We start from the raw sequence: 25,905 nt of genomic DNA, 5'->3' as shown, positions 1-25,905 counted from the left end.
TTGATTTCGCTGCGGGGAGCACCCGATGCCCTGTGCACGAGGGCACGCTCGTTGTGCATCGCTGATCAACGACCGCTCCGCATAACGCTCCCGTCGATGGGGTGCCTTGCGCAGCGAAATCAAGGGGGAGGCCGAAGGCCGGAGGACATTCGCGGAGCAAGGTACCCCGTCGGCGGGAGCGCGCCCCGAACAGCAGCGCACGTCAAACAAGCTGTTCATCTCAGGGAACCAGCTTCCACTGCCCCTTCTCGAGCTTCACGACAACACGCGACCGCTCATCAGATCCATAGCGGTCCGTCGGCTTGAAGTTGTAGACCGAGTGCGTGCCCACCAGCTCCTTGGTGCTCACGATGGCGTCGCGCAGCGCGAGGCGGAACTGCGGCGTGCCGGGTTCGGCCTTGGTCGCGAGTGCGCGCTGGGCCGCGTCGAGGTACAGCAGCCAGGCATCGAAGGTGTAGGCCGAGAAGGCATCGGTCGGCGGTGCGCCGTTGGCCTTCTGGTAGGCCGCGCGGAAATCCATCGACACCTTGCGGATCGGGTTTTCGCTTGGCAGCTGCTCGGCCACGATCACCGGTCCGGTGGGTGCCAGCAGGCCCTCGACCGAGGCGCCGCCCACGCGCACGAAGTCCGGGTTGATCAACGCATGCATGCCGTAGATCTGGCCCTTGTAGCCGCGCTCCGCGAGTGCCAGGTAGGGCAGCGCGCCAGGCGTTCCCGAGGTACCGGTGATCACCGCGTCAGGACGCAGCGCCACGATCTTGAGCACCTGGCCGGTCACCGACGAATCGGCGCGCGCATAGCGCTCGTTCGAGACGATCTTGATGCCCGCCGGCTCCGCGCTCTTTTGCAGCGCGCCGTACACCAGGTCGCCCCAGGCGTCGGAAAAGCCGATGTAGCCGACCGTCTTCACGCCCGACTTCTTCATGCGCTCGACCACCGCGCTCACCATCAGCGGCGCAGGCTGCGGCAGCGTGACCATCCAGGCGCCCTCCTCGCCCGGCAGGTTGGCGTTGGCGATCGAGATCAGCGGCGTCTTCGTCTCGCGCGCCACGCCGGCAATGGCCAGCGCGCCGGGCGAGCCGGCCGTGCCGATGATCACGTCGACCTTGTCCTCGTCGATCATCTTGCGGGCGTTGCGTGCGGCCGTGGACGGGTCGGACGCATCGTCGAGCTGCACCAGCTGGATCTTGCGGCCGCCGATGTCGGCCTGATAGGCGAGCGCGGCCTTCATGCCCTTTTCATAGGGAATGCCGAGCGACGACACCGGACCCGACAGCGACGTGATGAAGCCGACCTTGAGGTCGGCCGCCCACGCGCCCGCTGCGCCCAGGGCGCCGAAGGCCGCGGCAATGCCCGCGATGGCACGGAATCGGTTCAGGACTTTCATGGCGATGCTCCAGAGGTGATGTTTTTGAACGGAACGGGTGAACGCGGAGAAAAACTAGAGGGCGAGGCTGCCGACGCTGGTGCCGCCGCAGACGTAGAGCACTTGGCCCGTGATGAAGCTGCTGTCCGGGTCGGCAAAGAAACGCACGGCGCGTGCCACATCGGCCGATTCGCCAAGGCGCTTGACGGGCACGGAGGCAGCGAGTGCACGTTCCTTCTCGCTGCCGGCCTCGACCACGTCGTAGAACATGTCGGTGCGGATCGGGCCCGGCGCCACCACGTTCACGGTGATGCCGTCCGCGGCGAGTTCGAGCGCCCAGGTGCGCGCCATGCCCAGCATGCCGGCCTTGGTGGCGGAGTAGCTGGTGCGGGTGGCCAGGCCGAGCGCGGCGCGCGACGACAGCAGCACCACGCGGCCGAAGCGCTGCGCGCGCATCGCAGGCAGTGCGCCCTGCACCAGCTGGATGGCAGAGGCCAGGTGCAGGTCGACCAGCGCGTCGAGGTCGTCGAGCTTCACTTCGGGCAACAGCGCGGCGCGGATGACGCCGGCGTTGTGGACGATGGTGGTCGGCGCAAAGCGTTCGACGAGTTCGCGCACGGCCTCGCCGGTGGCGGCGCGGTCGGCCAGGTCGACCTCGAGGCTGTGCATCTTCAGGTGATCGATCTCGGCCTTGCGGCGCGCAAGCGAAACCACCTCGTAGCCCTGCGCGAGCAGGTCTTCGCAGATCGCCTTGCCGATGCCGGCGCTGCCGCCGGTGACGGCTGCGACCCTGGGTGCTGTGCTGTTCATGCCCGCCCTCCCCGTCTTGCTCCCTCTCCCGCTCGCGGGAGAGGGTTGGGGTGAGGGTGGCCCCTACGGCCTTCGCAAACACCCTCATCCCCCGCCTTCTCCCGCACGCGGGAGAAGGAGCCAAAGCCAATGCGGGAACGGCGAGTCATAGCGGTGCCCCTACCAGCGCCAACACGCGCAGCGGGCTGCCGCTGCCCTTCTCGATCTTGAGCGGCGGACAGATCAGCACCGCGCCCGAGGGCGGCAGCAGGTCGAGGTTGCTCAGGCACTGCAGCCCGTAGCGGCCTGCACCATGCATGTAGTAGTGGCACGGATACGGCGGCCGCAAGTGGTAGCCCTGCCCGGCATCGGTGCCGATGGCTTCGGAGCCGAAGCCCAGCACGTCGCGCTGCTCGACCAGGAAGCGCACGGCCTCGGTGCTCGGGCCGGGCGTGTGCTGGCCGGTCTCGTCGAAGTTCTGGTAGGCCTCGGGGTCGCTGCGCTTGGACCAGTCGGTGCGCATCAGCACCCATGCGCCCTTCGGAATGCGGCCGTGCGCCGCTTCGTAGCGCTCGATGTCGGCCACGCTCAGCAGGTAGTCGTCGTTGGCCTGCACATCGGCCGAGCAGTCGATCACGCAGGCCGGTGCCACGAAGTTCTGCACCGGAATCGTGTCGACCGAGTTGTTCGGCAGGTCGCGGCCCGAGATCCAATGGATCGGCGCATCGAAGTGCGTGCCCGTGTGCTCGCCGCAGGAAAAATTGTTCCAGTACCAGCCCGGGCCGCGCTCGTCGTACTTCGACACTTCCTCGATGCGGAAGGGCCAGCACTGGCCCATCTCGGGCGGCAAGGCGATCTGCGGGAACTCGGGCGTGAGCGTCTGCGTGAGGTCGATCACGCGGATGCGGCCGCTGGCCATCGCGGTCACGAGGCGGCCGAGGATTTCGGCGGCGGACATCAGTTCGGTTGTCGTGGTCATTCGTGTGACTCCTGTCTTAGCCGCCCGCTGCGAGTTCGCGTTCGAGCACCTTCGGGTTGTCGCGCCAGCGCTCCAGCCACTCCTGCGCCACGTCGCCCGGATACACGTCCTCGACGCCGTCGCGCAGCGCCTTGACGATCGCGTTGGCCAGCGCCGTGGGTGCCAGCTTCGGCGGCGGCGTGTGCTGGTTCCATTCATCGTCGATGGGGCCGGGGAACACGTTGATCACGCGGATGCCGGCCGGCCGCATTTCGGCGCGCAGGCATTGCGTGAGCGAATGCGCCGCGGCCTTCGAGGCGCTGAAGGTGCCGTGCGGTGGGAAGTTGCTGAGCGCGTAGATCGACAGCAGGTTGACCCAGGCCGTGGCACCCGTCGCGCCGTCGGCCGAGCGGCCCTTGAGCGCGGGACTGAACTCTTGTGCCAGGCGCAGCAGGCCGAAGTAGTTGATGTCCATCTCGGCCTTGGCGACGTCGGTGCCGCGGCGCGCGCCGATGCCGAACGTGCGGTGCACCTCCGCGTTGTTGATCACGATGTCGACCTTGCCGCCGATGGAGCCCGCGAGCTCGGTCACCTGCCGGCCGTTGGTGAGGTCCAGCGGCACCAGCGTGACCTGCGGCAGCGCCGAGATGTCGTTCAGGCCCTCGCCCATCTTCTTCCACGGCTCGGCATGGCCGACCCAGACGATGTCGGCACCGGCCTTCACCAGCGCGCGCACGATGGCCTGGCCTGCCTCGGTCTTGCCATCGGTCACCAGCACCTTGCGGAACTTGGGGTCGCTGGTCATTTCGCGCAGCATCTTGTCGTCGGCCATGTGGGGACTCCCTTCAAACGGAAAACCAATGAGAACGGCCTGGCCCGCGCGGTCGAGCCGGGCGCCCACGCGCACTCGTTGCGGCGCATCGCCGACCTCGCCATGCAGGTGGACCATGAGCGTGGGGCCGGCATCCAGGTGCACCAGGCCCAGCCGCCAGGGCAGCCTCTCGCGGAAGAACAGGTCGTTGCTGTGGTGCAGCGTGGTGCTGCCGAGCAGTTCGCCCTCGCCGCTCTGTGCGCGCCAGCGCAGAGAAGCCGAGAGGCACTTGTGGCAGACCTCGCGCGGCGGGTACTGCACCGTGCCGCATTGCTCGCAGGTCTGCAGCTCGAAGCGGCCTTCGGCAGCGGCCGCCGTGAGGCCGAGCGCGACACGGCCGCGCGCGCCGGGCGGCAGGTTCATCTGCCGGGTGCGAAGCACCGGGTTCTTGCGCGGGGGACGCATCAGGGGCATCGTCATGCGGGTCTCCCGAGAATGACGGCGCCCGTACAGAGGCAGCGGTCGTAAGTCACCATGCCGAAGCCGGCGACCAAGCCCAATTGCGCATTCGGCACTGCGCGCTTGCCAGCCTGATCTGTCAACTGGCGGATCGCCTCGACCATGCCGAGGAAGCCGCCCGCCGCCCCCGCCTGTCCGGCCGAGAGCTGCCCGCCGCTCGTGTTGTTCGGAAAGCTGCCGTCGAAGGTCATCGTGTTGGCCTGCACGAAGGCCGCGCCCTCGCCCTTTTCGCAGAAGCCCAGGTCCTCAAACTGCATCATCACGATCACCGGGTAGTCGTCATAGGTCTGCACGAAGTCGAGCGCGGCGGGCTGCACGCCGGCCTGCGCGTAGAGGTCGTCACGGTCCATGCGCCAGCCGCCCTGCACCATCACCGGGTCTTCGGCGTAGGCGTTGTGGCGCTCGATGGCGCCGCGGATCACCACGTGCGCAAGACCGAGGTCGCGTGCGCGCTCCTCGCTCATCACGAGGAAGGCGTCGGCGCCCGCGCAGGGCATCACGCAGTCGAACAGGTGGATCGGGTCGGAGATGGGCCGCGCGGCCATGTACTCGTCGAGCGTCAGCGCCTTCTTGAACATCGCGTTCGGATTGCCGAGCGCATTGGTGCGCTGGTCCACGCAAATGCGGCCGAAGTCTTCGCGCCTTGCGCCGTAGGTGCGCATGTAGTTGGCCGTGATGAACGCGAAGATCGAGTTGGGCCCGCCGGAACCGTAGGGGTAGCTCGCATCGCGTGCGAAGTTGCTGAAGCTGCCCAGCGTCTGGCGGAAGGAGTCGACGTGGTTGGTGTCTGCCCCCACGCAGGCCACGATGTCGGCATCGCCCGCCTGCACGGCGCGCGCCGCGCGGCGCAGGCACATCACGCCCGAGGCGCCGCCCGTGGGCACATGGTCGAGCCAGCGCGGCGCGAGGCCCAGGTGCTGCGTGACGCCCACGGCCGTGTCGGGCGCGAGCGAGAAGCTGCTGAGGCACAGGCCGTCGATCTGTTCCTTGGCCACGCCGCTGGCTTCGACCAGTGCCTCGATGGCCTGCCCGATGAACCAGTGCGCGGTGCGCGTGGAGTAGCGCACATAGGGCACGGTGACGGGCACCGCGACCGCGACGCCTTCGTAGGAGAGCCGTCGCTTCGTCATGCCTGCCTCTTTTTCATGGAGCGCGTGTCGATGCAATGGCTCTGGCCCGGCAGCGAATGCGCCATCTCGCGCAGTTGCCCGCGCTGGATCTTCTGCGACGGCGTGAGCGGCAGTGCATCGACGAAGGCCACGTAGCCCGGCGCCTTGTAGTAGGCCAGCTGCGCGAGCGCATGCGCGACGATGCTGGCGGCGAGCTGCTCGCGCTGCGATGCATCGGCGCCTTCGCGCACCACGATGCAGGCCAACACCTCGTCGCCGCGCACCGCATCGGGCGTGGCGGCCACGGCCGAGGCCTTCACCGCCGGGTGCTGGTTGAGCACGCTCTCCACCTCGACGGCCGAGATGTTCTCGCCGCTGCGGCGGATCACGTTCTTCTTGCGGTCGACGAAGAAGAAGTTGCCTTCGGCATCGCGGCGCACGAGGTCGCCGGTGTGGAACCAGCCATCGGCCCAGGCTTCGCGCGTGGCTTCGTCGTCCTTCAGGTAGCCGGAGAAGAAGCAGCGCTTCGGGTCGTCGCCGGCCGAGCGCACCAGCAGTTCGCCCGGGGCATCGGTGCCGACGTCGCTGCCGTCCTCGCCCACGAGGCGGATCTGCACGAAGTCTTCCTGCCGCCCGAAGCAGCTCGTGCCCACCAGGCGCGGCTCGCGGTTGGCCATGATGCAGGCGGCTGCGCCGGTCTCGGTCATGGCCCAGGCCTCGACCAATGGGAAGCCGAAGCGCTCTTCGAAAGGCGCGTGGTTCTTGCGGTCCACGCCGGCGCCGAAGCCCCAGCGGATCGCATGGTCTCGGTCGGCCGCCGACGCGGGTGCGGAAAGCAGCATCGCAGGCATCACGCCCAGGTAATGCGCGATGGTTGCGCCGCTTTCGCGTGCGCTCGCGAGCCAGCTCTTCGGATGGAAGCGGTCGAGCTGCACCAGGCAGCCGCCCGCGACCAGCACCACCATGGTAGAGAAGGCCATCGCGTTCATGTGGTTGAGCGGCAGCGGCGTGATGACGCGCTCGGTGTCGCGGCGGATGCTGCAGACGCCGTCGAGCGACGCATACCACTCGCCGGCGCGCAGGAAGTAGGCGTTGCCCAGGATGCAGCCCTTGGGGCGGCCGGTGGTGCCGGAGGTGTAGAGCAGGCCGCATTCGGTATCGATGCCGACGGGCTCATGTGCGCGCGGCGCGGCCGTCTTCGCGCTCGGCACTGCGTCGTCAGGACCCATGGTCTCGAAGGCCACGCCGGCTTGTGCGGCCGCCGCTCGCAGGTCTCCGGCGCGCTCCGGCAGCGTCACTGCCAAGCCGATTTCGCTGTGGCCGATCAGGTAGGCCAGTTCGGCCGAACGCATCTCCGCGTTGATCGGCACCACGCTCGCACCCAGCGCGTTGAGCGCAAACCAGTGAAAGAGGAAGGCCGGCCGGTTCTCCAGCAACAGGCCGACGCGGTGGCCGTGCCCATAGCCGGCTTGCGCGTAGGCCGCGCGAAGGCGCTCGACCTCGGCCGCGGCTTCGCCCCAGCGAATCGCGCCGGCCGCAATGCCGTAGGTGGCCGCGGTCACCGATTCGGTGAACAGGAATTCGTCGTCAGGCGTGCGCGCAGCAGTGGCCGCGAAGACCTGGTGGACGGTGGCGTCTTGCATGGCGTCCCTAGATGAAGAGCTGCACGGCCGGCAGCGCCGCGTCGCAGTTGAGCAGGTTCACGCGCTTGAGCGTCATGCGCAACGCGCCGTCCTGCATCGTCAAGTGATGAAAGAACGTGCCGACATAGAACTGCAGCTCGTCGCCCTGCGATTCGGTGTAGTGGAATTCGGTGCGCACCACGAAGCGGTTGCCCTCGGCGTCGAACTGCTCGACCACGGGCACCTGCAGCAGGTGATGGCAGCGGCTCGGCGGCTGCTGCGAAAAGGCACGCGGGCTCTTGAGGCGCTCGATGCGCAGTTCGCGCAGCAGCTTGTCCTCGTAGAGGTGCGAGGTGTGGTTGAGGCCGTCTTCCTGGTCGGGCACCAGCGGAATCCAGTAGAAGGCATCGTCGGTAAAGAGCGCGTTCCACTCCTCGTAACGGCGCGTGTCGAGCAGGTGCGCCTCGTTCACGACGAAGTCGATCAGGTCCTGGCGGGTGACTTCGGTGCCGGCCATCACATGGTCTCCGTCATGCGCTGGACCCACGCGCGGTACTGGTTGCGCATCGGCAGTTCGTTGGTGCCGCCGGTGGTGATCTCTCCGCCCTTCAGCTCCGAGGGGTCGTAGTTGCGATGCAGGCTCACCCACTCGTTGCCGCTCGCGTGCAGCCCGGCCTGCATGCCGCGGTAGGCCTGCAGGTCGTCGTGCCCCACCACCGAGAACGGCGAGTTGATGAGCCGGTTGTACATGGTGGTGCGCTGCAGCAGTTCGGGCGGCGCGCCCTTGAGGCGGAAGGTCCAGCTCTCGATCAGTGTCCTGTCGGCCGAGATCGGCTTGACCACGCGGATCGCCTGGATCGCGCCCTTGATCGTGAGGTTCGGGTAGTACACCGTGTTGTGGCGTGCCATGCCGAGGATCTGCGCGGTCTTTTCCTCGCCGTAGCGCGCCTTCATGGCATCGTCGTAGGCCGGGATCGCCTTGTACTTGCTGTGGATGCTGAAGTGCACGCCCGTGAAGCTGTGGCCGTTGTCGTAGGTGCGGATGCCCATGTCCTCGAAGAACTTGTAGTCGGACATGAAGGGCGCGAACTGCTCCACCGCCATGGGCTTGGGTTCGTCCTCCGGCTTGTCGGCCCACATGCGCTTGGCGGTGCCGGCCGACGACTCGTGCGCCACCATCGGATGCATGGTGTCGTTGAGGTTCTCGACAAACATCTTCCAGTTGCACTGGTGCATGAAGCGCAGGCAGCCGCCCGCGATCTCGAGTTCGCCCTCGGGCGAGCGGTCGGCCATGTTGTCGATGGAGCTCAGCGAGTCGCCGAAGTAGTCGTCGAAGTCCGGTCCCGCGTCGTTGATCTTCACGAAGATGAAGCCGCGGTAGCTGCGCACGTGCCTGAGTGTGGTGAGCCCTTTGGCCGACTCGCACGCGTGCAGCGCGGTGTTCTCGTAGCCGGTCTTGAGCGGAATGGCCAGCAGCGAGCCGTCGGTCTTGAAAGTCCACGCGTGGTAGGGGCAACGGAAGAACTTGCCGGTGTTGCCGCAAGGCCCGTTCACCAGCCGCGAGCCCTTGTGGGCGCAGCGGTTCATCATCGCGCGCACGCTGCCGTCCGCGTGGCGCACGACGATCAGCGGGCGCCCGGCGATCTCGTTGCTGATCCAGTCGCCGGGCTTGGGCAGCTGGCTCTCGTGGCCGACGTAGTTCCAGGTGTTGGCGAAGAAGTGCTCCTGCTCCAGCTCGAACAGTTCCTGGCTGGTGTACAGGTCGCGGTGCACGCGGTCGTTCTGCACCAGCGCGCGGATGGCATCGGGGTTGTCTCGGTACGAGGTCATGGTTCTCGTGGCTCCTGCTTCAGATATCGAGCACCAGGCGCGCACCCTTGGCGCGCGAGATGCAGATCTGCATGACATTGCCTTCCGCCTTCTCGCGGGCGGTCAGCACGTAGTCGCGGTGGTCGATCTCGCCTTCGAGCACGGGCACGGCGCACACGCCGCATTCGCCGCGCTTGCAGTCGAACATCGGGTCGCAGCCGTGCTCGATCAGGCAGTCGAGGATGCTCTGGCCGGCCGGCACGGTGAAGCGCTGGCCCGATCGGGCGAGCTCCACCTCGAAGGGCTGGTCGCCTTCTTCCGCGACGGGTTCGCTGAACAGCTCGAAATGCACGCGGTCGTGTTCCCAGCCGCGCGCCTGGGTACGGGCGAGCACGGCGTCGAGCATGACCTTGGGGCCGCAGACGTAGAGGCGGTCGCCGGCGGGCACGGCGTCGAGCAGCGCGTCGATGTCGAGCGGTGCGCCGGCTTCGGCATCGGCATGCACGCGCAGGTCGTCGCCGAGCAGCGCCTGCAGCTCGGGCAGGAAGGCCATCAGATCGCGGCTGCGGCCGGCATAGTGCATGCGCACCGGGGCAGCTTCGGCGCGGCGGCGTGCGGCCATGCTCGCGAGCGGCGTCACGCCGATGCCGCCCGCCACCAGCACCGAGCCGCCGGGGCCGGTGTGCAGCGGAAAGTCGTTCTTCGGTGTCTCGACGGCGAGCGTGTCGCCCTCGTTCAGCCCTTCGTGCATGAAGCGCGAGCCGCCGCGGCCTTCGGCCTCCTTGCGCACGGCGATCACGTATTCCGTTGGCGCGTTGGTGGCATTGCGCTCGGTCGCAAAGTTGATCAGCGAATAGTGGCGCCAGTCGGTCTTGCCGTCCGGCAGCGAGACCTGCACGCGGATGTGCGCACCGGCCGCAAAACCGGGCAGCGCGCGGCCATCTTCGGCGCGCAGCCGCAGCATGAGAATCAGCGGATTGAGCTGGCGCGCTTCGGCAACGCGAAGCTGGAGCGTGGCGGTGGGAGCGGTCATCGTGCGTCCGTTTTGTCTCTTCAGGCCAGGGCGTGCTGCGCCAGCGCAGCCTGCAGCTTGTGGCCGTGTTCGTCGGCAAGCGCCGCATCGCGCAGCTCGCGCAGCGTGGCCGGGGCCAGCGCCGCACCGGCGCGCTCGACCGCGCGCATCACGGTGTCGTAGTTGCGGATGCCGCGTTCGTGCGTGTCGCTGTAGCCCTTGACCAGTCGCTGGCACTGCGCGAGCTCGACGGCCAGTTCGGGGTTGCGCTGCGCGGTGGCGGCGATGCGCTGCAGCCATTCCTCGATGCGGCGGTTTTCCTCCGCATAGCGCATCGTCGAACGGCGCCAGCGCTTCATGGCGGCCACCGTGCGCAGCATCAGGTAGCCGCGCAGCGAGCTGGTCTGGATCACGCGGCCGTGTTGCGTGAAGCGCTCGACGATCCTCTTCGGCAACGTGGAGTTCATGAGCCAGCGGCCAATACCACCCGGCAGCGTCTCGCAGATTTCCTGCAGGCGCGGATGCATGTACTCGTTGATGGCAAGCACCTGGCCCGGCTGCACGCGGGCCTCGCCGCGCACACGCTCGAAGCGGGTGGCGCGGGTCTTGAGCGCGGCCACGCGGGCCGTGTCTTCGTACGACATCCAGAGCGCCAGATGGCGCGCGGTCTCGCGCAGCAGCCGATGGTCGCCATCGCCCGGCAGCGCTGCGACGGCGGCCGTGCGGTCGAGATACAGGCTGGCATAGGCCGTGTCCTGGTAGTCGATCAGGCGGCGCACGCCTTCGAGCAGCAAGTCGTGGGCCGCAGCAGGAAATTCGCGCTGCACACGCTCGACCAAGGCACGCACGGCCGGATGGCGCGGCTGCGGCGTTGGCATGGCAACTGCCGCTTCGGGCGGCGCCTCGCCGTCGTCGCCACCCTGCGCACGCGCGAATGCCGCACCAAAGGCCTTGAGGCTGGGCTTCACGCCCACGCCGCCGCGCTCGATGGTGGCCTCGAACTGCGCGCGGCTGAACGGCAGCACGCCCGAGCCCGCCAGCGCGCCGAACAGCACGGCACTGATCACGCTGCCCGAAGCTTCGGCCGCCTGCGCCATGTCGAAGCGGATGAAGCGCTTGGCGGCCCGCGCGGTGTGCGCGAGCAGCTGCGCGCTGTCGACGCGGCCGTCGCCGAGCGCGCTCTTCTCGGCAATGGAGAACACGCGGTGCGTCGACGCGATGAGCGTGGTGCGGTCATTCGTGACGAGCCCGCGCTGCACCGCGCGCCCCGCCTCCATGAGCTCCGAGGCCAGCACCACGTCGACATCGCCCGGCAGCGGCATCAGCGCGAGCACGGGACGGCCGCCATCCGCCTCGGCCTGCGCATTGGGATACAGCTCGACGTAATAGATGGTGGCGCCGGTGCGCTGCGCCACGCCGGGCACCGAGGTGGTCTGCGCGACGTAGCCGTTGGCCTCGCCCATGTCGACGATCCAGTCGGCCAGCACGCCGCCGCCCTCCCCGCCCATGGCAAGGATCGCGATTTTTATTGGTTGCGCCTTGTTCGCCATCGCTTCAGAAGGCATAGGTTTCGCGGCGGCGCGCTTCGCCGCGCTGCAGCCAGCCGATGACGGCGGCGCGCAGGCGCTCGCGCAGCAGGTCCCAGCGGCTCGGGTTGCTCACGATCTGCGCCTTGTAGAAGGAGGGGCACAGCACCGCCGCATGCGAGACCTCGCCGCACACACCGCAGCCCACGCAGCTGTCGAGCACCGTGGCCACCGGATCGGTGCGCAGCGGATCGGGATTGGGCTTGATCGACAGCGAGGGACAGCCCGACAGGCGGATGCACGAGTGGTCGCCCGTGCAGGTATCGGAATCGACGCCGAACTTCTCGCGCACCATGCGCTTGCCGTCCGCGATGGCCTTGCGCACCAGCGGCTTCTCGCGGCGCTGCTTGTTGAGCATGCATTCCGACTGCGCGATCAGGACCTTGGGGCCCTTCTTCGTGGTGGTGAGCGCTTCTTTCAGCGCGTCGCGCATGCCGGCGACATCGTAGGTGCGGCGCAGTGTCCTGACCCATTCCACGCCCACGCCGCGCACCGCGCGCTCGATCTCGTGGCCGGTGCTGCGCGTCCTGTTGACGGCATTCGACGAGAGGATGTCCTGCCCGCCCGTGGCCGAGGTGTAGTTGTTGTCGACGACGATGGTGAGGTTGTCGCTCTTGTTGAACACCGCGTTGGCCACGCCGCTGGTCAGGCCGTTGTGCCAGAAGCCGCCGTCGCCCATCATCGAGATCGCGCGCTTGCCTGCCGGCGCATTGAGCGCCGAGGCGCCGGCGCCGCCAAGGCCGTAACCCATGGTGGTGTTGCCGATGTTGAAGGGCGGCAGGATCGAGAACAGGTGGCAGCCGATGTCGGCGCTCACGTGGTGCGCACCGAGCTCGCGCTCGACCAGCTTCATCGCGCTGAAGATCGGCCGCTCGGGGCAACCGGTGCAAAAGCCCGGCGGGCGCGCATGCACGACCTCGGCGAGCGAGGTGGACGGCTGCGCGGGCTCGGGCGCGGCATCGACGCCGATGGCCGCCACTTCCTTGAGCGGAATCACCTTGCGCACCGGCGGAGGCACCGGCAGCGGCGCCAGGCGTTCATAGCGCTCGCAGAAGCTGCGCGCGCCCTTCAGCAGTTCGGATGCCGTGTACTCGCCCGCGACGGGCAGCATGTCCTTGCCATGCAGCGCGGTGGTCGAGCCGGCCTGGCGCAGGATGGTCGCGAGGTTCTGCTCGACGAAGTTGGGCTGGCCCTCCTCCACGATCAGCACCGCGCGCTTGCCTTCGCAGAAGCGGATCACTTCGCTCTCGATGACGGGGTAGGCCACGTTCATCACATAGAGCGGCACCTGCGTGTTGCCGTACACGTCGGCCAGGCCGAGCCGCTCGAGCGCGCGCAGCAGCGTGTTGTAGCTGCCGCCCTGCACGATGATGCCGATGTCGTCGGCGTCCTCCGAGAAGAACTCGTTGAGCTGACGCTCCTCGATGAAGCGCACGGCCGCGGGCCAGCGGTCCTTCACCTTCTCCTGCTCGTGCACGAAGCTCGCGGGCGGCAGCACGATGCGGCCGACGTCGCGCTGCGGATTCTCGAGCGCATCCTTCAGCGTGAACTTCGCGCGCTTGTTGTCGCCGGCAATGAAGTGGCCATGCACGTGGCAGGCGCGAATGCGCAGCTGCAGCATCACGGGCGTGTTGCTGGCTTCGGAGAGATCGAAGCCCTGCTTCACCGCATCGACGATGCTCGGCAGGTTGGGCCGCGGATCGAGCAGCCAGATCTGCGACTTCATCGCGAAGGCATGGCTGCGCTCCTGCATGATCGAGGAGCCCTCGCCGTAGTCCTCGCCCACGATGATCAGCGCGCCGCCGGTCACGCCGCCCGAAGCCAGGTTGGCCAGCGCATCGGACGCCACGTTGGTGCCCACGGTGGCCTTGAAGGTGACGGCGCCGCGCAATGGATAGTTGACGGAAGCGGCCAGCGTGGCGGCCGCGGTGGCCTCGCTCGCGCTGTTCTCGAAGCGGATGCCCTGCTCGGCGAGGATGTCCTGCGCATCGGCCAGCACATCCATCAGGTGCGAGATGGGTGCCCCCTGGTACCCCGCCACATAGGAAACTCCCGATTCGAGCAGGGCCTTGGTGACCGCCAGAATGCCTTCACCGCGAAACACATCTCCGCCAGCAAGCCGCAGCTTCTTGACTTCTTCGACGAACGAACGCTCAGCCATGTCGGTCCTTGTTCTCTCTCGTGGGACGGTGCGTGCAAGCTGCCGCACCGTGCTTTCTATAATGTTGACAAATGAATGTATCCACAATCATGAATTACCCTAGACATGCAAACAGCGTGCCCGCGGCTGGTTCGAGGCTCTTGGCTGTGAGGTGCCTTCATGGCTGAACCCTCTGCCGAAACGCATCGCTTCGTCGATGACTACCTGCCCGCGCTGCTGGCGCAGGCCAGCCAGCTGATCTCCTCGGAGTTCCACGAGGTGGCGCGGCAGCAGGGCTTCTCGGTGTCCGAGTGGCGCGTGATGGCCTCGCTCGCGGGTAGCGAGCCGATCAGCATCGGCCAGCTCGCGCAGGTGACGGTGACCAAGCAGCCGACCGTCACGCGGCTGCTCGACCGCATGGAGGCACGCGGACAGGTCGAGCGGCTGCCCCATGAGAGTGATCGCCGCATCACGCTGGTGCGCATCACGCGCAAGGGCCTGAAGGCGGTGGAGCACCTGATGGAGCTCGCGCGCGACCACGAGCGGCGCGTGCTCGAACCCTTCGGCCTGCGGCGCGCCGAGGAACTGAAGCAGACCCTGCGGCAGATGATCGACCTGCACGTGCATGTGCCGGTCGAGGAGCCGGAGGAGGACTAAGGCACGAGCACCGCGCGGCCGCGATGGCCGCGCTGCGCGATCCATTCGAGCGCGACGGCGGCATCGGCCAGCGCAAAACTGCGCACCTCCAGATGCAGACGGCCATCGGCCAATCGCGCGAGCAACTCGGGCGCCGCGGCGCGGCCGGCAGCCTCGCGCCTGAACATGTTGAGCGGCAGGAGCGCCACGTCGCGCTGCAGGAAGTGCGCAATGTCCAGCTGCAGCGTGGGGCCCGCGGTGTAGCCGATGAGCACGGCGCGCCCGCCGGGCCGCACGGCCGGCAAGGCCGCCGAAAGAACGCCGCCGCCGACCGTGTCGATCAACAGGTCCGCACTCGCGGGCGGCGGGGCCTCGGCGTCCGGATCGACCGCGCCCACGATGCAGCCAAGCTCGCGCGCCAGCTGCACGACGAGCGAGCCCACGGCGCCGCTAGCACCCGTGACGAGCACCTGCTCGCCGGCCTGCAGCTTCGCAACGTCATGCAGCGCCACCCACGCCGACGTGGTGGGCGAGAAGAACGCGGCACCCACCGCCATCGGCAGCGCGTCGGGCAGCAGGCCCAGCGCTTCGTCGGGCGCATCGATCTGCTCGCACCAGGTGCCGTCGAACAGCGTGCCCAGGCCGCTGCCGCGCAGCCACACGCGCGCTCCGGCGGCAAAGCGCCCGCTTGAGACGACGATGCCCGCGGCCTCCACGCCCGGCGTGTAGGGCAGCGGCGGATGGCGCAGGAAGCTGCCGCGCCATACGGTACGGTCGATGTGGCCGACGGTGGCGGCCTGCATGCGCACGATGGTGCGGCCGGGCCGTGGCACCGGGTCGGGCAGGTCTTCGAGCACCGGCACCGCGTCGAAGCCGTGGATGCGGATGGCTTTCATGGGGGCAGCGCCGAAAGAAAGCCGAGCACCGCCTGCGCGAAGGCTTCGGGCATCTGGTCGGGCAAGGGGACCATGCCGCCTTCGATGTCGACGATGCGAGCCTGCGGCAGGTGGTGCAGCAGCTCTTGCGCATGCGGCGCGGCAAACGGATCGGCGGTGGCGCGGATGATGAGCGCGGGCTGCGTCACGCGGCCGATGCGCTCTTCCATGCGGTAGGAGGCGACGGCCCGATGGCCCTCCTCCACGCGATGGCCGACCTTCAATGCATCGCGCACGAAGGCCTCGAGCAGATCGGGTCGGCCTTCAGGATAGAAGCCCTGGCGCCTCTGCCAGAGTGCCGCCAGGTGGCTGCCGTCTTCGCTGGGCGCCACTTCGTCGATGGGCGGCCGCTCGGCCCTTGCGATGCGAAAGGCTTCGCCGGTGTACGGCGTGGACGACAGCAAGAGGCTGCGCACACGGCCCGGAAACGCGGCCGCCAGTTCGACCGCGATGACGCCGCCCGTGTGGTGCCCCACCACGTCGGCCCGTGCAATGCCCAGCGCATCGAACAGTTCGCAGGCCACGCGCGCCCACTGCGCAATGCTCGCGGGCACGCCGCCATCCGCCGAATCGCCGAAGCCTGCGGTGTCCATGGCAATGGCGCGATGCCGCGCGCCGAGCAGCGGCAGCACTTCGCGGTATTCGGCCCAGCTGCGCGGCGACTGGTGCAGCAGCAGCACGGCCGGCGCGTTCGCATCGCCGCATGCCGCGTAGTGCACCTGCCCCACCGACAGGTCGGCAAAGGCGCGGCGGATCGTCATGGCAGTGTCTCGCCGGCGGGCGCGCGCCAGAGGCCCGCATGCTTCAACTCGCCGAGCGTGCGCGACAGCACGTCACGCCGGTAGGCGGCGATGTCGCGGCCCTGGTAGTCGTAGAAGCCGCTGCCGCTCTTGAGGCCGAGCCGCCCCTCCTCGACCATGCGATCGACGATCGCCGGTGCGGTGTAGCGCCCCTTGTCGATCGAGGCCGACATCTCGCGGCTCGCGTGGTGCAGGATGTCGCAGCCGCCGAAGTCGATGAACTCGACCACGCCGAGCGCGGCAAAGCGCAGCCCGAGGCCGTAGCGCGTGGCCTTGTCGATCTCCTCGGCGGTGGCGGCGCCCTCCTCGATCATGCGGGCCGCCTCGTTCATCACCAGCGCCTGCAGGCGCGGCACGATGTACCCCGGCGATGCACCGCAGACCACGGGCAGCTTGCCGATGGCCTCCATCAGCGCCTTGGTGCGCGCGAGCACGGCGGTATCGGTGCCGGGATGGCAGCTGAGCTCCACCACGGGAATCACATAGGCCGGATTGAGCCAGTGCATGTTCAGGAAGCGCCCGGGCAGCCGCACCAGCGCCGCGAGCTGCGTCACGAGGATGCTGCTGGTGGTGGATGTGAGGATGGCGTCGTCGCGGCAATGGCGGTTGAGCTGCTCGAAGGCCTCGCGCTTGGCCTCCATGGTTTCGGGCACGCCCTCGAACACCAGCTCGGCGGCGGCCAGCGCTTGCGGTGCTTCGGCGGCGCTCACGAAGTCCACGCGGGCGGCGATCGACTGGACCTGCGCAGCGTCGATCACGCCGAGCTGTGCCAGGCCGGCGAGGCTGGCTTCGATCTCGGCCTTCGCTTCGCCCTGCAGCCGCTGCCAGGCCTCGTCGCTGCGCTGGCGCAAGTCGACCAGCGAGATGCGGTGGCCCGCGTAGGCGAAGGCGATCGCGATGCCGCGCCCCATGCGGCCCGCGCCGACGGCCGCGAAGCGGGGCAGCGATGCGCGCTCATTCGCCATCGTGCAGCCTCTGCGCGAGCTGCGCCGCGCTCAGATCGGCCAGGCCCAGGCTCTCGAAAGTGCGCGGGCCGTGCCGCAGGTCGCGGCCGAGAAAGCCGCCGACGATCGCCAGCAGGCCGTGCGCGATGGGTGCGTCCACCCCCGCATGCCGCGCGGCCGAGGCCAGGAAGGCGAGGCCGAGCTCGGTGTCCTCGGTGATGTAGCGGTGCGTGTGCAGGTCGATGTTCTCGCGCCAGTCGCCCGACTTGACGAGCTGCTTGTGCGCGTCGCCGTACATCCACTGGTCGTTGTTGTAGTGGTCGGCCAGCGGATAGTGCGGCGCGCACTGGCCGAAGGCTTCGCGCACGGCCATGCGCTCCTGGTCGAGCCGGTCGGTCACGTCGCGCACGGCGCGCTGCGTGCCTTCGTTGTGGATGTCCCAGCGCTCGAAGTGCTGCAGCGGCGCGGCGTTCATCACCATCAGCGGCGGGTGGATGACGGGGCCGGCGTTCATGAGCGCGCCCGAGAGCGCATTGCCGCAGCCATGCACCGCCGGGTAGGCACGGCGGATCACCTCGATGGCCTCGGCCTCCTTGCGCGCCGGATAGACGCCGGTCGGCAGGCGGATGGCGCGGATCGTGACGTTCACCTCGCGCTCGCCATGCTTGCGCGCGAGGTACGGCAGGGTGCCGGTTTCGGCCCAGGCCACGTCGGCGCGGCTGCCGGCCTGCTTCACCGTCCTTGCCATCACATAGCTGCCGAAGGTGCCCGGCGGCAGGAAGACGACCTGGCCGTCGGCCAGGTGCGGCGCCATGGCCAGCGCGATGTCGTGCTGGGCGATGGCGGGCGTGGGAATGACGATGAGCTCGGCACCCTGGAGCGCCGCGGCGATGTCGGCGGTGGCCAGTGCCAGCGGCACCTCGCGCGCGCCGCCGGCGTCCTTCAGCGTGATGGCGCCGGCTTGCACCACCGGCCGGAGGGCGGCCGCATCGCGGCGCCACAGGCGCACCTCATGGCCGGCTTCGGACAAATCCGCGGCGGCCGCATAGGCGCCGTGGCCACCACCAAGAATTGCAATTTTCATGTTCGAACTTTGAAAGGCAGACGTCGATGAACCGGCAGCCGCGGTACGGACCGGGGAGGTAATGCCTTATTACATTACTTTTCATCGATTCATATGTCAATCAAGTTTCGTGCCTGTGCCCCCCGCGGAAACCCGCAATGAAAAAGCCCGCGCTTCTTGCGAAGCGCGGGCTTTCTTTTGGGGCGAGCGGCCGGCTGGCCGCTCTGCAATGGATCAGCGCGTGGGCTTGAACGCACGCTTTTGTGCGTCGCGCGGCACGAACACCTTGCCCGGGCCGCCATGGCCTGCGCCATTGCCGCGCGGTGCAAAACCTTCGCGCGGAGCGAAGCCTTCACGGGGCGCGAAGCCGCCGTCGCCGCGGCCACCGCCGTGGTGGCCTTGGCCGTGGCCGCCGCGCGGGGCGCTGTTGTCGCCCCAGCCCGGCTTGCGGCCATAACCGGCGCCGCCGCCATTGCCACCGTCGTCACGGCCGCCGCCGAAGCCGGCGTTGTTGCCGCCCTGGAAGCCGCGCGGGCCTTGGCCCTGCGCCGGGCCGCGTGCGTTGCGGTCGTTGAAGCCGCTGGCGCCGGCATAGCCGCCGCCGTTGTTGCCGCGGTAGCCACCGCCGCCGCCTGCGCCGCCATTGCCGAACTTGCGGTCACGCGACTGGTTGTCGCCACGGCCGCCGCGGTACTCGCCCATCGGCGGACGCGATTGCGGCATGCGCTGCTGCGGCTCGAGGCCGGCCACCACTTCGGCCTTGAACTGCTGGCGGCTGTATTGCTCGATGTCCATGATCTTGCGGCGATCGCGGAACTCGGCAAAAGTGATGGCCAGGCCGTCGCGGCCTGCACGGCCGGTGCGGCCGATGCGGTGGGTGTAGTCCTCGGCCTTCATCGGCAGGCCGAAGTTGAAGACGTGGGTGATGGTGGGCACGTCGATGCCGCGGGCCGCCACGTCGGTTGCCACCAGGATCTGCACCTGGCCCTGGCGCAGCGCCATCAGCCGGCGGTTGCGCAGGCCCTGGCTCAGGGCGCCGTGCAGCGCCACGGCGCTGAAGCCTTCTTGCTGCAGGTCGTTGGCGAGGCCGTCGCACTCGACTTGCGTGCTTGCGAACACGATCGCCTGGTTGATGCTGGTGTCGCGCAGCCAGTGGTCGAGCAGCTTGCGCTTGTGCTGGCTGTTGTCGGCCCAGTACAGCGACTGCTTGATGTTGGCGTGCTTCTCTTGCGGGCTGTCGATGGTGATGCGCTGCGGCTCGCGCATGACGCGCTGGGCCAGCTGCTGGATGCGCGGCGCGAAGGTGGCGCTGAACATCATCGTTTGCTGGCGCTCGATGGTGAGCTGGTTGACTTCGGCCAGGTCGTCGGAGAAGCCGAGGTCGAGCATGCGGTCGGCCTCGTCGACCACCAGGAACTTGACCTGGTCGAGCTTGAGCTGCTGCGAACGCTGCAGGTCGAGCAGGCGGCCGGGCGTGGCCACCACGAGGTCGGCGTTCTGCAGCTTGGCGATCTGCAGCTGGTAGGGCATGCCGCCCACCACGTTGGCCACGCGCAGGCCGCGGCAGTGGCGAACCAGCTCGATGGCGTCATGTGCAACCTGCTGCGCGAGTTCGCGCGTCGGGCACAGGATCAGGGCGCCGGGCGTGGCGGCCTTGAAATGGCGGGCGTTGGTCGGGTCCTTGCGCTTGGGCTTCTTCGGCACGGCTTCGCCGCGCGCGGCGGCTTCGGCGGCCAGGCGCTGGAATTCGGCCTTGGCTTCGGCTTCGGCTTCGGCCTGGCGCTTGAGCAGCGTGTGCAGCACGGGCAGCAGGAAGGCGGCGGTCTTGCCCGAGCCGGTCTGGCTCGAGACCATCAGGTCGACGAAGCGGGCCTTGCCGTCCTGGCCGGCTTCACCGCCCATGGCGAGCGGGATCACCTTGTCTTGCACGGTCGTAGGCTGGGTGAAGCCCAGGTCGGCCACGGCGGCGATCAGCTCGGGCGCGAGGCCGAGCTTGATGAAGCCGTTGGGCACGCGGGCTTCTTCGGCCACGGCCGCTTCGGGCGCTGCGGCGTCGAGCGCCTCGAGGATCGGCGCTTCGGACACGGTGTCCGGGGCGACGATGAATTCATTGTTGTTGGTGGATTGCACAGGCGCGAACTCGCCCTGCGCTTCAAAAGCGTCGGTCATGTGAATATCAATCTCAAACGCGAGCGCTGCCGTAGGCGGCGCCCCGTTGGTGGTTAAAAACATCAACCATCCAACGACATTCAACTTCTGGCTTTCGCCGGAGGCTGCGGCCCTTTTTGATCAGCGGATGCGATCGGGCGCGGTGTGCAAGATAGGGAGATGCAAGAGACGCTGACCGGAAAATCCCCCAGATCAGCGAAGCCGTCGATTATGGCATGACTCGGGGTTTTTACCTAATCCGTCAATTTCAGAAAGGTTTCCCTGTAATGCGCGAGCTCCTCGATGGACTCGTGCACGTCGGCCAGCGCAGTGTGCGCCTGCTGCTTCTTGAAGGCGCTGTAGGCGGCGGGCTTCCAGCGCTTGGCCAGCTCCTTCAGGGTGCTGACATCGAGGTTGCGGTAGTGGAAATACGCCTCCAGCTTGGGCATGAACTTGACCAGGAAGCGCCGGTCCTGCCCGATGGTGTTGCCGCACATGGGCGAACCGCTCCTGGGAACATAGCGGGCCACGAATTCCAGCAGTTGCTGCTCGGCCGCGGCTTCGTCCAGCGTGGAGGCCTTCACCTTGTCGATCAGGCCGCTGCGCCCGTGCGTACCCTTGTTCCAGGCGTCCATGGCGTCGAGCACCGCGTCGCTCTGGTGGATGACCAGCACGGGGCCATCGATGCGGGGCGTGAGGTCGGGGCCGGTGACGACCACGGCAATCTCGAGCAGGCGCTCCTTCTCGGGGTCGAGGCCGCTCATTTCGCAGTCGAGCCAGACGAGGTTCTGGTCGCTTTTCTTGAGGACAGGGAGGGTTGCGACGGTCGTGGGGTCAAGGGATTCGGGCATGGCAGGATTGTCGTCGAAGGCCTGCGCCGGCCGGACCCGAGGGCTAAACTCGACGGTCATGTCCTATTCGCTCATCTTCACCACTGCCTTCGCCGTTGCACTGGTCGCGGGCCTGCTCGTGAAGTTCTGGCTCGCCTCGCGGCAGGTGCGCCACGTGGCGCAGCACCGCGGCGCGGTGCCGGCAGCTTTCGAACACACCATCAGCCTTGCCGCCCACCAGAAGGCGGCCGACTACACAATTGCCAAGGCGCGCTTCGGCCTCGTCGAGATGGCCTGGAGCACCGCACTGCTGCTGGGCTGGACGCTGCTGGGCGGGCTCGACGTGCTCAACAAGCTGCTGCTGGGCTGGCTCGGCGGCGGCATGCTGCAGCAGTTGGCGCTGCTGGCGGCCTTTGCGGTCATCGGCGGCCTGCTCGAACTGCCCTTCACGCTCTGGCAGACCTTCAGGCTCGAGGAGCGCTTCGGCTTCAACAAGATGACATTGCGCCTCTGGCTGGCCGACACGCTCAAGTCCACGGCGCTCGGCGCCGCGATCGGCCTGCCGATTGCGGCGCTGATCCTGTGGCTCATGGGCGCGGCCGGCACCACCTGGTGGCTCTGGGCCTGGGCCGTGTGGATGGGGTTCAACCTGCTGGGGATGCTGGTGTACCCCACCTTCATTGCGCCGCTGTTCAACAAGTTCAAGCCGCTCGACGACCCCACGCTCAAGGAGCGCGTCACGGCACTGATGAAGCGCTGCGGCTTTGCCGCCAAGGGCCTGTTCGTGATGGACGGCAGCACCCGCAGCGCCCATGCCAATGCCTACTTCACCGGCTTTGGCGCGAGCAAGCGCGTGGTGTTCTACGACACGCTGCTGCGCCAGCTCGACGCAGCCGAAGTCGAGGCCGTGCTCGCGCACGAGCTCGGCCACTTCAAGCACCGCCACATCGTGAAGCGGCTCGTTGCGATGTTCGCGCTGAGCCTGGCGGGCTTCGCACTGCTGGGCTGGGTGTCGACCCAGGCCTGGTTCTACACGGGGCTCGGCGTGCAGCCCAACATGGCGGCAACGGCGCCCAACGATGCACTCGCGCTGCTGCTCTTCATGCTCGCGGTGCCGGTGTTCGGCTTCTTCGTCGCGCCGCTGCCTGCACGCCTGTCGCGCAAGCACGAGTTCGAGGCCGATGCCTATGCGGTGGCGCAAACCAGCGGCGCCGACCTGTCGGCCGCCCTGCTCAAGCTCTACCAGGACAACGCGTCGACGCTCACGCCCGACCCGGTGTTCGTCAAGTTCTACTATTCCCACCCTCCGGCCTCCGAGCGCCTCGCGCGCATGACGGCGGCCTGAAGAAGACATTTGCCGGAAAGCCGAGACCATGAGCAGCATGTTCAAGCCCAAAGACTGGAAAAACATCCCCCGCCACGCACTGAGCGCCACCGAAATCGTCTCCGGCCTCGCCAAGCTCGACGGCTGGAAGCTCGACGGCGACGGTGCCAATGTGGCCATCGAGAAAACCTTCAGCTTCGCCAACTACTTCGAGACCATCGCATTCGTGAATGCGCTGGCTTTCATCGCCCATACGCAAGACCATCATCCGGACCTGTCGGTGCACTACAACCGCTGCGTGGTGCGCTTCAACACGCACGACGTGGGCGGGCTCTCGGGCACCGACTTCGAATGCGCCCGCCAGGCGAACGCGCTGGTGGCCAGCCCGGCACCGTGATGAGGAAACCCGCCGTTGGCTAAGCCGGGCCGCACTCCCGCCAAGGGGGCCGGCACCTCCGCGCGCATTCTTCACGACGGCCTGGTCGTCGCGAGCCATGGCCGCCACTGCCTGGTCGAGACGCCCGCGGGCGAGCGCCTGATCTGCCATCCGCGCGGAAAGAAGAGCCAGGCCGTGGTCGGCGACCGCGTGCGCTGGCAGGCCAGCGAAGACGAAGGCACCATCGAAGAAGTCGTGCCGCGGCGCAATCTCTTCTATCGCCAGGACGAAATCCGCACCAAGTCGTTCGCGGCCAATCTCGACCATGTGCTGATCCTGATCGCGGCCGAGCCGGAATTCTCCGAGCATCAACTCGCGCGCGCGCTCATTGCCGCCGAAGCCGAACGCATCACGCCGATCATCGCGCTCAACAAGAGCGATCTGGCCGAGCCCTTCGAGCGCGCATGGAACAAGCTGGCGCCCTACCGCCGCATGCACCATGGCGTGCTGCCGCTCTCGCTCAAGGCGTCGGGCGAAGCAGACTATGCCTCGCTGATGAAACTGCTTGCCGGCAAGTCGACGCTCGTGCTCGGACCCTCCGGCTCGGGCAAGAGCACCCTGACCAACCTGCTGGTGCCGGGCGCGACCGTACTGACGCAAGAGATTTCACAGGCGCTGAACTCAGGCAAGCACACGACCACGAGCACCACTTGGTACTGGATCGACGAAGCGCGCACCACCAGCCTGATCGACTCGCCGGGCTTCCAGGAATTCGGCCTGAACCACATCGCGCCTATGCAGCTCGCGGGCCTGATGCCCGACATTGCCGCGCATGCGAACGACTGCAAGTTCTACAACTGCACCCATCTGCACGAGCCGGGCTGCGGCGTGATCGCGAATGTGGACGCGCCCGGCAAGCCGGGGCCGATCAGCGCCACGCGCTACAGGATCTATGGCGAACTCTTCGCCGAGCTCAGCCAGTCGCGCTACTGAACGTCCAGGATCGATTCGAGCGCCTGCACCAGCGCCCCGCACTGCTCGCGCGTGCCGATGCTGATGCGCAGGTACTGCGCAATGCGCGGCTGCCTGAAATGCCGCACCAGCACCGCACGCTCGCGCAGCAGCGCCGCCAGCTCGGCGGCATCGCGCTGCGGATGGCGCGCGAACACGAAGTTGGCCTGCGAGGGCAGCACTTCGAAGCCCAGATCCTCGAGCTGCAGGCTGAGCCCTTCGCGGGTGTCGACGACCTTGTCGCGCGTGGTCTGGAACCAGGCCTCGTCTTCGAGCGCCGCCACCGCGCCGGCCATGGCAAGCCGGTCGAGCGGATAGGAATTGAAGCTGTCCTTGACGCGCACCAGCGCGTCGATCAGATGCGCCTGCCCGCAGGCAAAGCCCACCCGCAGGCCGGCCAGCGAACGCGACTTGGACAAGGTCTGCACCACCAGCAGGTTCGGATACTTGCCGATGAGCGGCAGCGCGCTCTCGCCGCCGAAATCGACATACGCCTCGTCGACCAGCACCACGCGCTCGGGACAGGCCGCGAGCAGCTGCTCGATGCGTGCGAGCGGCAGCCCGATGCCCGTGGGCGCATTCGGGTTGGCGATCACCAGGCCCGCGCAGCCACCGCGGGTGCGGGCCGCCATGGCATCGACGTCGATGCGCAGGCCCTGGTCGACCGGCAGCAGTTCGCAGCCGATGCCGTAGAGCTGCGCATAGACCCGGTAGAAGCTGTAGCTCACATCGGGCATCAGCAGCGGCTCGGCCTGCTGGAAGAAGGCGAAGAAGGCGTGCGCCAGCACTTCGTCCGAGCCGTTGCCCGCAAAGACCTGTCCGGCCTGCAGGCCGTGCCGCCGCGCCACCGCTTCGCGCAGTGCGAGCGAGGCGGGGTCCGGATAGCGCTCCAGGCCGTTCGCCGCCGCCTGCTGGATGGCGTCGATGGCCAGCGGTGACGGCGGATACGGGTTCTCGTTGGTGTTGAGCTTGACGAGGTTGGCAATGCGCGGCTGTTCGCCGGGCACATAGGGTTCGAGCGCGCCGATGCGCGGGCTCCAGAAGGCCGGTGCGGGGGTGGTCATGATCTTTTTGGAGAGCTGCTGCTCAGCCGAGCAGGCGGGCCAGCGTGAGCAGCGCCAGCAGCACCATCCACATCACCACCGAACGCCACACCAGGCCCACCACGCTGCGCAGATGGCCGGGTTCGGGCTCGCGGCCCGGCGTGCTGCCGCTGTCGAGCCGGCGACCATCGGCCATCGAATCGCCGGCCTGCGCGCGCGGGAGCGGATCGGTGACGGGAATCGGGCTCAGCGCGCCGCCGCCCAGGCGCACATTGACCGCGCCCGAGGTCGCCGCGAGGATCACGCCGTCGTTCTCGCTCGGAAAGCGCCGCGCGTCATTGCGCCAGCAGTCGATCGCCTCCTCGAAGCTGCCGACAACCGCGAAGCCCAGCGCGGTGATGCGCGCAGGCAGCCAGTCGATCGCGTGCCAGGCGCTCTCCGCGGCCCGCTGCACCGAGACGCTCGAGGGCTGCACCGCCGCGCCGTTCTTGTGGTGCCAGTAGCGCGAGACGAACTCGCTCATCCGGTAGAACACCGCGCCGGCCGGCCCCAGGCCCAGGGCCGCCAGCACCGAGAACCAGGCCAGCACGCCGAACACATGGCGGTGCGCCGCAATCACCGAATGCTCGATCACGTGGCGAACGATTTCGCTGCGCGGCAGTTCGGCCGCATCCACGCCCTGCCAGTGCGCCAGCAGCGAGCGCGCGAGCGGCTCGTCGCCTTCGTCGAGCGCATCGCGGATGTCCGTGAAGTGGTGGCTGAACTGCCGGAAACCGAGCGTGACGTAGAGCACCGCAACGCTCCAGAGCACCGCGAACGGCAGCCCCAGCGTGAACACCAGCAGCAGGTGGATGCCCAGCGTCATCAGCGTGGGCATGAGCACCGCAAGGGCCCATGCGACCCATCCATGGTGCGGCTTGCCTGCGTCGAAATTGCGGCTGGTCCAGCGCGTCCAGGCCAGCACGCCGGCGTACACCGGGTTGTGGGAGGCGAGCGGCCTCACCTGCTCGATCAGCAACGCACACAGGATGGCAAAGAAGCTCATCCTTCGATGATAGCGAGGGCGCCTGCACA

Annotated in this window: 23 protein-coding genes; 4 read left to right on the top strand and 19 right to left on the bottom strand. The window is 68.0% G+C overall.

Going from position 1 to position 25,905, the window contains the following annotated elements:
- Positions 1-220 precede the first annotated feature (220 nt).
- The 11 genes from RZE77_RS07420 to RZE77_RS07370 form a co-directional block, all read right to left on the bottom strand.
- Entirely contained in the window at positions 221-1,387 is a 1,167-nt protein-coding gene (locus tag RZE77_RS07420) for an ABC transporter substrate-binding protein (protein ID WP_319430742.1), read from the bottom strand.
- 54 nt (positions 1,388-1,441) lie between these two features.
- Positions 1,442-2,176 (bottom strand): SDR family NAD(P)-dependent oxidoreductase, encoded by a 735-nt coding sequence (locus tag RZE77_RS07415; protein WP_319441302.1) that lies wholly within the window; start codon positions 2,174-2,176, stop codon positions 1,442-1,444.
- 145 nt (positions 2,177-2,321) lie between these two features.
- Positions 2,322-3,134, bottom strand: coding sequence for a cyclase family protein (locus tag RZE77_RS07410; RefSeq protein WP_319441301.1), 813 nt, complete (start codon positions 3,132-3,134; stop codon positions 2,322-2,324).
- Between the two features lie 16 nt (positions 3,135-3,150).
- Entirely contained in the window at positions 3,151-4,404 is a 1,254-nt protein-coding gene (locus tag RZE77_RS07405; RefSeq protein ID WP_319441300.1) for an SDR family NAD(P)-dependent oxidoreductase, read from the bottom strand.
- Complete coding sequence (locus RZE77_RS07400) at positions 4,401-5,573, bottom strand: thiolase family protein (RefSeq protein WP_319441299.1); 1,173 nt, start codon at positions 5,571-5,573, stop codon at positions 4,401-4,403. The genes RZE77_RS07405 and RZE77_RS07400 overlap by 4 nt, the downstream gene beginning before the upstream one ends.
- Positions 5,570-7,195 (bottom strand): AMP-binding protein, encoded by a 1,626-nt coding sequence (locus tag RZE77_RS07395; protein WP_319441298.1) that lies wholly within the window; start codon positions 7,193-7,195, stop codon positions 5,570-5,572. Before RZE77_RS07395 ends, RZE77_RS07400 begins: the two co-directional genes overlap by 4 nt.
- A 7-nt stretch (positions 7,196-7,202) precedes the next feature.
- Complete coding sequence (locus RZE77_RS07390) at positions 7,203-7,691, bottom strand: aromatic-ring-hydroxylating dioxygenase subunit beta (protein WP_319441297.1); 489 nt, start codon at positions 7,689-7,691, stop codon at positions 7,203-7,205.
- Entirely contained in the window at positions 7,691-9,004 is a 1,314-nt protein-coding gene (locus tag RZE77_RS07385) for an aromatic ring-hydroxylating oxygenase subunit alpha (protein ID WP_319441296.1), read from the bottom strand. Before RZE77_RS07385 ends, RZE77_RS07390 begins: the two co-directional genes overlap by 1 nt.
- A gap of 19 nt (positions 9,005-9,023) precedes the next feature.
- Positions 9,024-10,016 carry a PDR/VanB family oxidoreductase gene (locus RZE77_RS07380; RefSeq protein ID WP_319441295.1) on the bottom strand — a complete coding sequence of 331 codons (993 nt, stop codon included), beginning with the start codon at positions 10,014-10,016 and terminating at the stop codon, positions 9,024-9,026.
- A 20-nt stretch (positions 10,017-10,036) separates the two neighbouring features.
- On the bottom strand, positions 10,037-11,545 hold the full coding sequence (locus RZE77_RS07375; RefSeq protein WP_319442317.1) for an indolepyruvate oxidoreductase subunit beta family protein: 1,509 nt from the start codon (positions 11,543-11,545) through the stop codon (positions 10,037-10,039).
- Between the two features lie 4 nt (positions 11,546-11,549).
- The gene (locus RZE77_RS07370; RefSeq protein WP_319441294.1) at positions 11,550-13,742 is read right to left on the bottom strand and encodes an indolepyruvate ferredoxin oxidoreductase subunit alpha; all 2,193 of its coding nucleotides are present in this window, start codon (positions 13,740-13,742) and stop codon (positions 11,550-11,552) included.
- A gap of 159 nt (positions 13,743-13,901) precedes the next feature.
- On the opposite strand from RZE77_RS07370, the gene RZE77_RS07365 reads away from it, so the two are divergent.
- Positions 13,902-14,378 carry a MarR family winged helix-turn-helix transcriptional regulator gene (locus RZE77_RS07365; RefSeq protein WP_319441293.1) on the top strand — a complete coding sequence of 159 codons (477 nt, stop codon included), beginning with the start codon at positions 13,902-13,904 and terminating at the stop codon, positions 14,376-14,378.
- On the opposite strand, the gene RZE77_RS07360 is transcribed toward RZE77_RS07365, so the two are convergent.
- The 6 genes from RZE77_RS07360 to orn all read right to left on the bottom strand — a co-directional run bounded on the left by RZE77_RS07360 (position 14,375) and on the right by orn (position 21,098).
- Positions 14,375-15,253 carry a quinone oxidoreductase family protein gene (locus tag RZE77_RS07360; protein ID WP_319441292.1) on the bottom strand — a complete coding sequence of 293 codons (879 nt, stop codon included), beginning with the start codon at positions 15,251-15,253 and terminating at the stop codon, positions 14,375-14,377. The genes RZE77_RS07365 and RZE77_RS07360 overlap by 4 nt on opposite strands.
- Entirely contained in the window at positions 15,250-16,053 is an 804-nt protein-coding gene (locus RZE77_RS07355; RefSeq protein ID WP_319441291.1) for an alpha/beta fold hydrolase, read from the bottom strand. The genes RZE77_RS07360 and RZE77_RS07355 overlap by 4 nt, the downstream gene beginning before the upstream one ends.
- Entirely contained in the window at positions 16,050-17,057 is a 1,008-nt protein-coding gene (locus tag RZE77_RS07350; protein WP_319441290.1) for a 3-hydroxybutyryl-CoA dehydrogenase, read from the bottom strand. Before RZE77_RS07350 ends, RZE77_RS07355 begins: the two co-directional genes overlap by 4 nt.
- Positions 17,047-18,120, bottom strand: coding sequence for an NAD/NADP octopine/nopaline dehydrogenase family protein (locus tag RZE77_RS07345; protein ID WP_319441289.1), 1,074 nt, complete (start codon positions 18,118-18,120; stop codon positions 17,047-17,049). The genes RZE77_RS07350 and RZE77_RS07345 overlap by 11 nt, the downstream gene beginning before the upstream one ends.
- Before the next feature lie 213 nt (positions 18,121-18,333).
- On the bottom strand, positions 18,334-20,268 hold the full coding sequence (locus RZE77_RS07340; protein WP_319441288.1) for a DEAD/DEAH box helicase: 1,935 nt from the start codon (positions 20,266-20,268) through the stop codon (positions 18,334-18,336).
- A 233-nt stretch (positions 20,269-20,501) separates the two neighbouring features.
- Positions 20,502-21,098, bottom strand: a complete 597-nt coding sequence (orn, locus tag RZE77_RS07335) for an oligoribonuclease (protein ID WP_124957108.1) — start codon at positions 21,096-21,098, stop codon at positions 20,502-20,504.
- 58 nt (positions 21,099-21,156) lie between these two features.
- Here orn and RZE77_RS07330 point away from each other — a divergent pair, with 58 nt between their 5' ends.
- From RZE77_RS07330 to rsgA, 3 genes are read left to right on the top strand one after another with little or no spacing between them, the layout of a single operon-like run.
- A complete protein-coding gene (locus RZE77_RS07330) occupies positions 21,157-22,422 on the top strand; it encodes a M48 family metallopeptidase (protein ID WP_319441287.1) in 1,266 nt (421 codons plus the stop codon).
- A 28-nt stretch (positions 22,423-22,450) separates the two neighbouring features.
- Positions 22,451-22,798: a 4a-hydroxytetrahydrobiopterin dehydratase gene (locus RZE77_RS07325; RefSeq protein WP_319441286.1), complete on the top strand. Its 348-nt coding sequence runs from the start codon at positions 22,451-22,453 to the stop codon at positions 22,796-22,798.
- A gap of 15 nt (positions 22,799-22,813) precedes the next feature.
- On the top strand, positions 22,814-23,770 hold the full coding sequence (gene rsgA / locus RZE77_RS07320) for a ribosome small subunit-dependent GTPase A (protein WP_319441285.1): 957 nt from the start codon (positions 22,814-22,816) through the stop codon (positions 23,768-23,770).
- On the opposite strand, the gene hisC is transcribed toward rsgA, so the two are convergent.
- Positions 23,764-24,852 (bottom strand): histidinol-phosphate transaminase, encoded by a 1,089-nt coding sequence (gene hisC, locus RZE77_RS07315; RefSeq protein WP_319441284.1) that lies wholly within the window; start codon positions 24,850-24,852, stop codon positions 23,764-23,766. The two genes, rsgA and hisC, sit on opposite strands and share 7 nt — an antisense overlap.
- 22 nt (positions 24,853-24,874) lie before the next feature.
- Positions 24,875-25,876, bottom strand: coding sequence for a CobD/CbiB family protein (locus tag RZE77_RS07310; protein ID WP_319441283.1), 1,002 nt, complete (start codon positions 25,874-25,876; stop codon positions 24,875-24,877).
- Positions 25,877-25,905 lie beyond the last annotated feature (29 nt).

This window comes from Variovorax sp. SPNA7 (assembly GCF_033807855.1).
GTDB classification, from domain to species: Bacteria; Pseudomonadota; Gammaproteobacteria; order Burkholderiales; family Burkholderiaceae_C; genus Variovorax; species Variovorax beijingensis.
Note: the sequence above shows the minus strand (reverse complement) of the source record. Positions and strands in the feature narration are given on the sequence as shown.